Annotated in this window: 10 protein-coding genes; 8 read left to right on the top strand and 2 right to left on the bottom strand. The window is 65.9% G+C overall.

Annotation, left to right across the window (positions count from 1 at the left end; all coding sequences use genetic code 11):
- Positions 1-135: 135 nt before the first annotated feature.
- Together N825_RS04775 and N825_RS04770 are read left to right on the top strand one after the other, a co-directional pair.
- A complete protein-coding gene (locus tag N825_RS04775; protein ID WP_063833614.1) occupies positions 136-1476 on the top strand; it encodes a type III PLP-dependent enzyme in 1341 nt (446 codons plus the stop codon).
- A gap of 93 nt (positions 1477-1569) precedes the next feature.
- The gene (locus N825_RS04770; RefSeq protein ID WP_037447486.1) at positions 1570-2988 is read left to right on the top strand and encodes a homospermidine synthase; all 1419 of its coding nucleotides are present in this window, start codon (positions 1570-1572) and stop codon (positions 2986-2988) included.
- Between the two features lie 58 nt (positions 2989-3046).
- Here the strand turns inward: N825_RS04770 and N825_RS04765 are convergent, their stop codons facing one another.
- Positions 3047-3727: a GntR family transcriptional regulator gene (locus tag N825_RS04765; RefSeq protein ID WP_051511540.1), complete on the bottom strand. Its 681-nt coding sequence runs from the start codon at positions 3725-3727 to the stop codon at positions 3047-3049.
- Between the two features lie 148 nt (positions 3728-3875).
- On the opposite strand from N825_RS04765, the gene N825_RS04760 reads away from it, so the two are divergent.
- From N825_RS04760 to N825_RS04735, 6 genes are all read left to right on the top strand, one after another.
- Entirely contained in the window at positions 3876-5276 is a 1401-nt protein-coding gene (locus tag N825_RS04760; protein ID WP_037447484.1) for a malonyl-CoA decarboxylase, read from the top strand.
- A 4-nt stretch (positions 5277-5280) separates the two neighbouring features.
- Positions 5281-6825: a malonate--CoA ligase gene (locus N825_RS04755; protein WP_037447482.1), complete on the top strand. Its 1545-nt coding sequence runs from the start codon at positions 5281-5283 to the stop codon at positions 6823-6825.
- A 76-nt stretch (positions 6826-6901) separates the two neighbouring features.
- Positions 6902-7309: a malonate transporter subunit MadL gene (madL, locus tag N825_RS04750; protein ID WP_037447479.1), complete on the top strand. Its 408-nt coding sequence runs from the start codon at positions 6902-6904 to the stop codon at positions 7307-7309.
- Between the two features lie 6 nt (positions 7310-7315).
- Positions 7316-8080 (top strand): malonate transporter subunit MadM, encoded by a 765-nt coding sequence (madM, locus tag N825_RS04745; RefSeq protein WP_037447477.1) that lies wholly within the window; start codon positions 7316-7318, stop codon positions 8078-8080.
- 126 nt (positions 8081-8206) lie between these two features.
- Positions 8207-9922 carry an adenylate/guanylate cyclase domain-containing protein gene (locus tag N825_RS04740; RefSeq protein WP_037447474.1) on the top strand — a complete coding sequence of 572 codons (1716 nt, stop codon included), beginning with the start codon at positions 8207-8209 and terminating at the stop codon, positions 9920-9922.
- Between the two features lie 40 nt (positions 9923-9962).
- Positions 9963-10415, top strand: a complete 453-nt coding sequence (locus N825_RS04735; protein WP_037447910.1) for a PaaI family thioesterase — start codon at positions 9963-9965, stop codon at positions 10413-10415.
- Here the strand turns inward: N825_RS04735 and N825_RS04730 are convergent.
- Positions 10390-11868 (bottom strand): MATE family efflux transporter, encoded by a 1479-nt coding sequence (locus N825_RS04730; RefSeq protein WP_051511539.1) that lies wholly within the window; start codon positions 11866-11868, stop codon positions 10390-10392. The genes N825_RS04735 and N825_RS04730 overlap by 26 nt on opposite strands.
- Between the last annotated feature and the right edge of the window lie 180 nt (positions 11869-12048).

Here is a 12048-nt window from a genome sequence, read left to right as displayed (position 1 = left end):
TAGCGGTGCCGGAGCGTCGCCCGATCTGTCACACATCCCCACCAATTCGTCCCTTCCCGCGGCTTAAAGGCCGTTGGGGCTCGTTTTGTCTTCATGGGTCCGTCGGCGCGTCCGCGGCCCACGAGAGGATGCGTCATGGCTCACGTCCGTTTCCGTTCCGCCGTCTCTCCGCTGCGCCGGGGAACCACCCTCGCCCGCCGCGGCACCCCGTCCGTCCGCCGCCCGCTCACCTGCGTCGACAATCTGGTCGAGACCCTGCGCCCGGTCGATCCCGTCCATTGCCTGCGACCCGCCGTCCTCAGCGCCACCGCCGCCCGTTTCGTGTCGGCGTTTCCCGGCGACGTGCTGTACGCGGTCAAGTGCAATCCGGAGCCGGCTGTGATGCGCGCCCTGTACGAGGGTGGCATCCGCCATTTCGACGCCGCCTCCCCTGGCGAGGTCCGTCTGGTCCGTCAGATGTTCTCCGATGCCGAGATCCATTACATGCATCCGGTCAAGTCGCCGGACGCCATCCATCAAGCCTACTTCGACTACGGCGTGCGGGACTTCTCGCTCGACAGCGCCGAGGAGTTGGAGAAGCTGATGGAGCAGACCGAGCAGGCTGACGACCTGGGCCTGTTCATCCGTCTGGCGCTGCCCAAGGGTTCGGCCGTCTACGACCTGTCCGGCAAGTTCGGCGCCGCCCCGGCCGAGGCCGCCAAGCTCCTGCGCGCCGCCCGCGCCGTCAGCCGTCGGATCGGCATCTGCTTCCATGTCGGATCGCAGAGCCTGGACCCCGCCGCCTACGAACGCGCGCTGGAACTGGCCGGCACGGTGATCGAGGCCGCTGGCGTCGAGATCGACGTGATGGATGTCGGTGGTGGTTTCCCGGTCAGCTACCCGGGCGTCACGCCGCCGCCGCTGGACGACTTCATGGCCGCCATCGCGCGCGGTTTCGCCCACCTTGGCCTGCCGTCCCGCACGCGACTGTGGTGCGAGCCCGGCCGCGCCCTGGTGGCGCCCGGCGTCTCGCTGGTGGTCCAGGTGATCAAGCGGCGCGGCGACGAGCTTTTCATCAACGATGGCGTCTATGGCAGCCTGTCGGACGCCGGCGTGCCCGCGTTCCGCTTCCCGGCGCGGATGATCCGCCCCGAGGCGGACGGCCAAGCCAGCGATGACCGGGGTGACGTGGAGGAAGTCGGGTTCTCGTTCTACGGACCGACTTGCGACAGCGCCGATCACATGGTCGGCCCCTTCATGCTGCCCGCCGACATCAAGGCCGGCGACTGGATCGAGCTGGGGCAGCTCGGCGCCTATGGCTCCTGCCTGCGCACCGCGTTCAACGGCTTCGACAATGTCCGTCTGGTCGACGTGACCGATCGGCCGCTTCTGGAAACTCCGGGCTACCTGGAGCAGGAAGTCCAGCCGGAAGGTGACTCCGATTGGAGTGACGCGGCTGCGAAATCGGTCGGTCACATCATGGAGCGTGCTGCCTAAGGGCCGCCGCTCCTCTACTCTCTCCTCGTCAACCCATCCACCCAGCGGGGCCCCGACATTCGTCAGCCACCTCCAGCTTGTTCGGAACATGCCATGACCACGACCTCTCCCATCGTCAAGTTCGCCGGCCGCCTCGTCATCGTCGGTTTCGGCAGCATCGGCCAAGGCATCCTGCCTCTCCTGCTGCGTCACATCGACATGAAGCCCGAGCAGATCTCGGTCGTGACCGCCGAGGACAGGGGAAAGACGGAGGCGGAGGAGTATGGCATCAAATTCCATCGCATCCCGCTGACCCGGGATAACTTCCGGTCGGTGCTCGACCCCATGGTGGGCGAGGGCGATTTCGTGCTGAACCTATCGGTGGACGTGTCGAGCCTCGCGCTGATCAAGTTCTGCCATACCCGCGGCGCCCTGTACCTCGACTCCTGCATCGAGCCTTGGGCCGGCGGATACACCGACACCTCGCTGTCCCCGTCGCTGCGCTCCAACTACGCGTTGCGCGAATCGGTGCTTCAGCACAAGGGTGGCTACGCCAACGGTCCGACCGCCGTGATCACCCATGGCGCCAACCCGGGGCTGGTGTCGCATTTCGTCAAGCAGGCGCTGCTGAACATCGCCGCCGACACCGGCTTGGACATCAAGACGCCGCGCACCCGCAACGGCTGGGCCGATCTGGCGCGGACGCTGGGCGTCAAGGCGATCCATGTCGCCGAGCGCGACACCCAGGTTTCCAACGTGCCGAAGAAGCGCGGCGAGTTCGTCAACACCTGGTCGATCGACGGCTTCGTCGGCGAGGGATGCCAGCCGGCCGAACTGGGCTGGGGCACGCACGAGAAGGGCTTGCCGCCAGACGGGCGGCGCCACGAATTCGGCTGCGACGCGGCTATCTACCTGATGCGGCCGGGCGCCGGCACCCGGGTTCGGACCTGGACCCCGAAGGAGGGACCGCTCCACGGTTTCCTGATCACCCATAGCGAGGCGATCTCGATCGCCGACTACCTGACCGTCTGGGACCGCACCTCGGTGCGCTACCGGCCGACCGTCCATTACGCCTACCATCCCTGCGACGACGCGATCCTGTCGCTGCACGAATTCGCCGGCAAGACCTGGGCGATGCAGCCCGAGAAGCGTCTGATGATGGATGAGATCATCGGCGGCATCGACGAGCTGGGCGTGCTGCTGATGGGCCACGCGAAGGGAGCCTACTGGTTCGGGTCGCAGCTGTCGATCCAGCAAGCTCGCGAGCTGTGCCCGCACAACAACGCGACCAGCCTGCAAGTGACCGCCGCGGCGCTGGCCGGCGTGATCTGGGCGATCGAAAACCCCAAGGCCGGCATCGTCGAGCCGGAGGAACTGAACCATGAACGCGTCCTGGAGATCGCGGCCCCCTATCTGGGCAAGCTGACCGGCTCCTACAGCGATTGGACTCCGCTGCACAACCGCGGCGTCCTGTTCCCCGAAGACGTCGACACGACCGACCCCTGGCAGTTCAAGAACTTCCGGGTGGTGTGAGACGTCGGGCGGGTCGGAGGCATGGCCGACCCGCCCGTTTCCCAGCACCGTTCTTAAATCATCCCAAGGGTCGCTTCGACCGCTCGGCCAGCGACGCCATCAGGTCGGAGAAGCGGTCGCCCTGGATCATGATGTGGTCGCGGAGCAGCCGTTCGGCGGCCTCTCCGTCCGTCCCCAGGATGGCGCCCACCACCGCCTCGTGTTCCGCCAGCGAATTGGCGACCCTGTTCATCACCTGAAGCTGGATGCGCCGGTAAGGCTTCAGCCGCCGGTGCAATGCCGCGCATTGCTCGATCAGGAAGGCGTTGTGGCTGGCCGCGTAGATCGCGTGGTGGAAACGCTCGTTCTCGTAATAATAGGCGTCGGCGTCGGCGGTTTCGGCCGCGAGCCGGCAGGCCGCGTGGGCTTCCGTCAGAGCTTCGCGGTCATCGCCATTATGGCGGCGCGCGGCGAGGCGCCCGGCCATTCCCTCCAGGCCAGCCATCACTTCGAACATCTGCACCAGCCGCTCCGGCCCAACCTCCGACACCACGGCACCGCGCCGGGGTCGGATCTCGATCAACCCGGCGGACGCCAGCTGGAACAAGGCTTCCCGCACGGGGGTGCGCGACACGCCGAAGCGGGTCGCCAGCGTCACCTCGTCCAACCGGAAGCCCGGCGGCATGGCCCCGGTCAGGATCTCGTTCTCGATACGGTCACGCAACTTGAGGCGCGTCTCGTCCGGCTCTCGCAGGGTCATGTCCACATAGATCCATTTTTTGTATACAAGACTGGTTGACTCTGTTCACAGGATGTCGCTTCATAATGCACATCGAAGCCAGCCGCATACAAGGTCCCCTTGGGTCTCCCCGGGCTCCCTTGTGAGGCCCAGTCGTGAGGACAGAGCCATGACCACGAACACATCCTTCCTTGGCGACCTGATGAACTCCATCGCCGACCGGGGCCGCTCGCTGCTCGGTCGCGGCGCGCCGGAGGGACCCACGTCCGCCGCCAGCTTGACCGCCCTATGCGAATCCCTGCTCAGCGGCCGCGGCGAGGCGTCCGGTGTGGCTTTGGCCGACGAGATCCTGTGCGGCTGGCGAAAGCTGGACGCCGAGGGCCGGCGTGCCTTCCTGGTGACGCTGGCGGAGCGGTTCGGCCCCGACACCGCCAAGCTGGATCGCGCCATAGAGGCCTATCGCGCCAAAGGCGACGCCCGGACGATCCTGGACCTGCACAAGGCGGCGGAACCCCGGCGCCAAGAGGTCATCCGGCGGCTCAATCTGGCACCGCGTGGGACTGAGGCGCTGGTCAGGATCCGCGAGGAACTGACGCGCAATCTCAAGAGCCATCCGGACATGGCGGCGCTGGAGTCCGACTTCGTCCACCTGTTCTCGTCCTGGTTCAACCGGGGCTTCCTGGTTCTGCGCCGCATCGACTGGACGACGCCGGCGAATATCCTGGAGAAGATCATCCGGTACGAGGCGGTCCATACCATCCGCGATTGGAACGATCTGCGCCGCCGGCTGGAGCCGACCGACCGGCGCTGCTTCGCCTTCTTCCATCCCCAACTGGTGGACGAGCCGCTGATCTTCGTCCAGGTCGCCCTGTCCAAGGAGATTCCCTCCGCCATCGGCACCCTGTTGGCGGAGGATCGGCAGCCGATCGCGGCGGATGAGGCGACGACCGCGGTATTCTATTCGATCTCCAATTGCCAGGAAGGACTGCGCGGGGTCTCGTTCGGCAATTTCCTGATCAAGCAGGTGGTCGAGGACCTGAAGCGCGAGCTACCCGGTCTTTCCACTTTCGTCACCCTGTCGCCCGTGCCGGGCTTCGCCGGATGGCTGGCGCGCGAGCGGGCGGATGATGCGTCCATCCACCTGACACCGGAGGACAAGCTAGCGCTGATGGGGCTGGACAAGCCGGGCTGGCACGAGGACCCGGCATCCCGCGACAAGGTCAAGGCGGCGTTGATACCGGCCGCCGCGGCGTATCTTCTCAAGGCGAAGTCGACTTCGGGCAAGCCGATCGATCCCGTCGCCAAGTTCCATCTGGGCAATGGCGCGCGGCTGGAACGGCTGGATTTCCTGGGCGATCTGTCGGCTCGGGGGCTCAGCCAAGCTCATGGGCTGATGGTCAATTACCTCTACAAGCTCGATGAGATCGAGACCAACCACGAGCGGTTCGCCGCCCAGGGCGAGGTCGTGGCGTCATCAGCCGTCCGCAAGTCGCTTCGCGCCGACGCTCCCAGCCCAAAGGCGGTCTCCAAGGCCGCCATAAAGACCAAAGATCAGTCAACCAAGGTTTAAACCGATGCCAAACCATCTGTTCGCGCTGATGCGCGACCGCATGCCGGCCAACGACCGGACCTTCATCGAGACGCCCGCCGTCGGCGGCGGTGTCTCCAGGACACTGACCTATGGCGACGCGCTCACGCTGTCGTCACGCATGGCGAACCTGCTGGTCGAGCGCGGCGTACAGCCTGGCGACCGGGTGGCGGTGCAGTTGGAGAAAAGCGCCGAGGCGATCGTGCTCTATCTGGCGTGTGTCCGCGCCGGTGCCGTGTATCTGCCGCTCAACACCGCCTATACCCTGGCCGAGCTGGACTATTTCCTGGGCGACGCCGAACCGCGCGTCGTCGTCTGCTCGCCCGGGGCCAAGGCGGAACTGGAGCCGCTGGCGCGGTCGAAAGGTGTCGCGGCGATCGAGACGCTGGGCACCGACGGCACCGGGTCGCTGATGGACGGCGCCACCGCCTGCCCGTCCGAGTTCTCGGATGTCGAGCGCGGACCGGATGACTTGGCGGCGATCCTCTACACCTCGGGGACAACGGGGCGGTCGAAGGGCGCGATGCTCAGCCACGCCAACCTCGCCTCCAACGCGGTGACGTTGGCCGAGGTCTGGGGTTTCACGGCAGAGGACGCGCTGCTCCACGCCCTGCCGATCTTCCACACCCATGGCCTGTTCGTCGCGACCAACGTGACGCTGATGGCCGGTTCCTCGCTGATCTTCGTGTCGCGGTTCGACGCTGGCGAGATGCTGCGCCTGATGCCTCGGGCCACGGTGATGATGGGCGTACCCACCTTCTACGTGCGCCTGCTCCAGCATGAGGGGCTGACAAGCGCCGCGGTGGCCCACATGCGGCTTTTCGTCTCCGGCTCGGCCCCCCTGTTGGCCGAGACCCATGACGCCTGGGCGGAACGGACCGGTCACCGCATCCTGGAGCGGTACGGCATGACCGAAACCAACATGAACACGTCGAACCCGTATGACGGAGACCGCATCGCCGGCACGGTCGGTCAGCCGCTGCCCGGGGTCACCATCCGCGTCACAGATCCGGACAGTGGCGAGCCGTTGCCCGACGGCGAGATCGGCATGATCGAAGTCTCCGGACCGAATGTCTTCAAGGGATATTGGCGGATGCCGGAAAAGACGGCGGCCGAGTTCCGCGGCGATGGCTTCTTCATCAGCGGCGACTTGGGCAAGATCGACCCACGCGGCTACGTTCACATCGTGGGACGCGGCAAGGACCTGGTGATCACCGGCGGCTACAACGTCTATCCCAAAGAGGTCGAGGTCGAGATCGACGCCTTACCCGGCGTGATCGAAAGCGCCGTGATCGGCGTTCCCCACGCGGATTTCGGCGAGGGGGTCACGGCCCTGGTGGTCCGGCAGCCAAACGCCACCATCGACGAACCGGCGATCCTCAAGGCGCTCGATGGCAGGCTGGCCAAGTACAAGCAGCCGAAACGCGTGCTGTTCGTCGAGGAACTGCCCCGCAACACGATGGGCAAGGTCCAGAAGAACCTGCTGCGGGATGCGAACAAGGATCTGTACGCCCGCGCCAAGGCGGGCTGACACCGCCACCAAGGCGGCGTTCAAACACCGCCACCACGGTGGCGACAAAACAATATAAAACCGAGGAAACGTTCAAATGGTCATCTACGGAGTGGCACTCCTGTCGATCTGCATGCTCGCTGGCATGGTAATCGGCGAACTGCTTGGAATGGCGATTGGGGTCAAGGCCAATGTCGGCGGCGTCGGCATCGCGATGCTGTTGCTGATCCTCGCCAGCGACCGCCTCAAGAAGGATTTCCGGCTGGACGAGTGGTCCCAGCAGGGCATCGGCTTCTGGAGCGCCATCTACATCCCGATCGTCGTCGCGATGGCGGCCCAGCAGAACGTCGTCGCGGCGTTGAAGGGTGGGCCGGCGGCGGTGCTGGCGGGCACGCTTGCGGTTATCGCCAGCTTCGCGCTGGTGCCGGTGATCACCCGGATCGGCCAACCGCGCGGGGAGATGGTGTCGGACGACGGCACTCTCGCCGTCAAGAGCGGGGAGTGAACCGGGATGCTTGAAACCCTGGGCGACATCCTCGTCAAGAATGGGCTGGTCACCGCCTTCGCGGTGGTCGGTGTCACGATCTGGATCTCCTATTGGCTGTCAGCCAAGCTGACGCGTGGACGCCTGCACGGATCGGCGATCGCCATCATCATCGGGCTGATCGTCGCCTATGCCGGTGGCGTCATGACCGGCGGCACCAAGGGCATCGCCGACGTTCCGCTGCTGGCCGGCATCGGCTTGATGGGAGGTGCCATGCTGCGCGACTTCGCGATCATCGCCACCGCGTTCGGCGTCAGCTTCGGCGAGATCAGGAAAGCCGGTATCAGTGGCGTGATCGCGCTGTTCGCCGGGATCGTCGTCTCCTTCGTGGTCGGCGCCGTGGTGGCCCTGGCGTTCGGCTATTCCGACGCGGTCAGCATGACGACGATCGGAGCTGGAGCCGTGACCTACATCGTTGGTCCGGTGACCGGCGCCGCCTTGGGGGCGAGTTCGGACGTGATGGCGTTGAGCATCGCGGCCGGGTTGATCAAGTCGATCCTGGTCATGATTGGAACGCCTTTCGTCGCCAAAAGCATCGGCTTGGACAATCCGCGCTCGGCCATGGTGTTCGGCGGATTGATGGGCACCACCAGCGGCGTCGCCGGCGGCTTGGCCGCCACCGATCCAAAGCTGGTTCCCTACGGCGCCATGACCGCGACCTTCTACACCGGCCTCGGCTGCCTGATGGCCCCTTCGGTGCTCTTCATCGCCACGCGGGCCGTGATGGGATGAGATGCTAGGCGGGACAGCAAAGCTTTGATACCAATGTTCCGGATGACGCCTCTGGTCAGGGTGGCATCCGGCACCACCTTAGGTACACTTCCGCGCCGCGGTAACGATCAGCTTTGAAGTCCCTGTATGGCATCACTCGACGGAAGCCGGCGCTTCCAGCAACTCCGGACGATATCGGGACTGGTGCTGTTCGCCTATGTGCTCTCGCACATGTTGAACCACTCGCTGGGACTGGTATCGCTCGAGGCGATGGATCGTTGGCGCGGCATCCTGTCGTGGCAGTTCGGCGGCGCCTGGATCGTCCTGCTGGTGGCGGCCCTTGTCCATATCGGCCACGCCCTTTGGTCGCTGTACGATCGCAGGGTGATGCGGATGCCGGCGTGGCAGTTCATGCAGCTGCTGCTGGGCCTGTCGATCCCGTTCCTGTTGATCGAGCATGTCCTGGGCACCCGGGCGGTCGCGGAGCTGTATGGCGTCAATCCCAGCTACACGTCGGTCCAGCTGACCTATTGGCGGCTGGCTCCCCATCTCGGCATCCTGCAAAGCATCGTCATGGTGATCTCCTGGGTCCATGGCTGCATGGGCCTGCACTTCTGGCTCAGGTTGAGGTCGGGGTATCGCGCGGTGGCGCCGGGTCTCTTCACCCTGGCCGTGCTGATACCGACGCTGGCCTTGCTGGGATTCCTGGTTTCCGGCCGGATCCTGCTGATGGAGACGGCGGACGGCGAGGCCGTGGCGAGAATCCTCGAAGCGGCGCGCGTGCCGGGGCCGACCACCTCCGTCTTCGTCAATGACACCAGCCTGATCTTCCGATACGCCTTCGCGGCGCTGATCGCCGTCACTTTGCTGGCACGCGGCGTGCGCGGCCTCCTGTCATCGAGGTTCGGCACGGTAACCCTGACCTATGTCGACGGACCAACCGTGACGATGCTGCCGGGTGCCAGCATCCTGGAGATGAGCCGCGCCTATGGCATCCCCCACGCCTCGGTCTGCGGCGGCCGCGGCCGTTGCTCGACCTGCAGGGTCAGCGTTGGGCATGGCCGCGAATTGTTGCCGCCACCGTCCTCCGCCGAGCAGCGGGTGCTGACCAGGATCGGCGCCGGCAGGGATGTCCGGCTCGCCTGCCAAGTCAGACCCAGGCACAGCGTCAGTATCCGCCCGCTGATGCCGCCGGCCTCGACTCCGGAGATCTCGCTCCGGCCATCATCCCATCTGGAGGGCCAGGAGCAAGAGATCGTCATCCTATTCGCCGACCTGCGCGGCTTCACCACCTTGTCCGAAGCCCGATTGCCTTATGACGTGGTTTTCGTCCTGAACCGTTACTTCGAGGTGGTCGGCCAAGCCGTCGAGACCCACAACGGTCATATCGACAAGTTCATCGGTGACGGCATGATGGCGCTGTTCGGCATCGACGGCGATCCGGCGCGCGCGGCCGGCGACGCCTTGGCGGCGGCGCGCGCCATCGCCGACAGCATCACCCAACTCAACCGCGACCTGGAACACGACCTGCCCTACCCGCTCCGCGTCGCCATCGGCGTTCATTCCGGGACGGTGATTCTGGGCGAGATGGGCTATGGCCGCGCCCGCTCGTTCACCGCGATCGGCGATCCAGTCAACACCACGTCCCGGCTGGAGCAGATCGCCAAGGACAACGACGTCGAACTGGTGGTCAGCCGCGAGGTCGAGGCGCGCGCCGGGGTGGATCTTGGGGATCATCCGCTGCAATTCGTCCCGGTGCGGGGCCGCCGCGCGGCGCTGGAGGTGCGGCTTGTTCGCTTGGCGTCCAGCCTCGGTCGCACCCCGGCGGCTTCGCCCTTGACAGTCCCGCCCAATCCCGCTTGATCGCGTGACACGGCGATCAAGCGACGGGATGGCGCGCGGCATGAACTTCACACCCATGGATCCGGACTACCAGAGCAAGGTCCGCGCCACCTTCGACGGCCAGCCGTTCATGCGGTTGATCGGCGCCGAACTGGCGGCGCTCGGAGCCGGAACCTGCGAGATCGCGCTGACGATCCGGCCGGATTTGTGGCAGCACAACGGATTCGTCCACGCCGGCGTCACCAACGCCATCGCCGACAATGCCGCCGGCTTGGCCGCCCTGACCCTGATGCCGGCCGGAAGCGATGTGCTGTCGGTCGAGTTCAAGACCAACCTGCTGGCACCGGCGCGGGGCGATCGCCTGATCGCGCGCGGCAAGGTCGAGAAGCCCGGAAAGCTGCTGGTGATCGTCCGAGCCGACGTTCACGCCGAGACGGAGGAGGGCGAGGTTCATATCGCGATGATGCAGGCGACCATGATCCGCATGGTCAATCCTCAGCCTCGGCCGGCCTGACCGCGAGCGTGGCGAGCGCCGCCTTGCCCGAGGATGCCGGCAGGGCGGCGGGGGCACGCCAGTCCTCATCCGACGCCAACACCTCGGGGCGGTCGTCGCGGAGGCGGCCCACCACGCGGAAGGCCATGACGACCGCCGCCAGACCGAAGATCAGCGAGCCGGCCGCTTGGCCATAGATGATACCCTGTGCTCCGGCGACCGACGCTCCCAGGGTGACGAATGGAATCGTGCCGAGCGTGGCGCGGCCCCAGTTGAACCCCGTGGAAAGCAGCGGAAAACCCAGGTTGTTGAACGCGGCGTTGCCGACGAACAGGCAGCCGATGAACAGGAAACCACCCGCCGTCATGGTGCAGAACAGCCGGACGATCTCGGCGGCGATGCCCTGGACCGAGAAGACACGCACCACCAGATCCTGGCCCAGGAACAGCACCAGCCAGAGTGTCGCCACATAGACAAGCATCACGATCAGGCTGGCCCGCAGTGTTTCCCGGATCCGGTCATAACGCCGGGCACCCAGGTTTTGGGCGAAGATCGGCCCGACCGCGCCGCTGAGCGCGAAGATCACACCGAACGCCACGGGGACGATGCGATCGACGATCGCCAGTCCCGCCACGGCGGCGTCGCCGAACTTCGCCATGGAGTACGTGACATAGGCCGAGGCGACCGGAGTGGCGATGTTGGTCAGCGTCGCCGGTCCGGCGACCTTGAACAGCGCCCTGGCGTCGGCGCCCAGCGCCTTCAGCGACGGTCGCCCGACGAGGTCGTGGATGCCGGAGGCTCCCCGCCAGCCGATCGCGACCAGCACGCAGCGGGACAGCAAGGCCGCGATCGCGGCACCCATCAGATCCAGGTCGAAGCCGAAGATCAGGATCGGATCGAGAACGGCGGTGGCGAGCCCGGCGAACAGGGTGACGTTCATCGACCGGCGGGCGTCGCCCACCGCCCGCAGCAGGGCCGAGCAGCACATGCCGATGCCGAGGAGGGGCATGGTCGGCGAGACGATCGTCAGGTAGAGCTCGGCGAAACGCTTGGTTTCCCCCTGGGCGCCGAGGGCGGACAGGATCGTATCCAGGAACGGCACCGTCGCCACGCCGATCACCAGCGATAGGACCGCCATCACGATCAGGCTGGAGCCGGCGAGGCGGCGAGCCTCCTCGCGCTCCCCGGCGCCGATCGCGCGCGCGACGATGGCGCCCGTCCCGATGGTGAGGCCGATGCACAGCGATATTTGGAAGAACAGGATCGACCCGGCGAAGCCAACGGCGGCGGCCAGTTCCTTGACGCCGAGCATCGAGATGTAGAACAGGTTGGCCAAGTCGACCGCGAACACCGCCATCAGCCCGACGGAGCCGGTGAATGTCATGACGACGACATGCCGCAGTGGCGATCCGGTCGTGAATTTCGAGGCGATCTGACCCGCCTGACGCTGACCTTTGCCAGAAACGGCGGCCATGGGATCTATTCTCCGTGAGGGCAACCGCCCGGAATGATTGGAAAAAGAAGCTATACCGTTCCGCTTAAGCTGTCGCGCGCGGTCTCCGCTGATTAGCCGAGACACAGGTGTGTGGCACTTGGCGGCAAAAGTGGGTATCCTGATCCCTTCGCCGTTTTCGGACATCCATCGCTTCGTAAC

The organism is Skermanella stibiiresistens SB22 (assembly GCF_000576635.1).
Taxonomy (GTDB): Bacteria; Pseudomonadota; Alphaproteobacteria; order Azospirillales; family Azospirillaceae; genus Skermanella; species Skermanella stibiiresistens.
The sequence above is the reverse complement of the archived record's forward strand: the minus strand, read 5'-3'. Positions and strand labels throughout refer to the sequence as shown.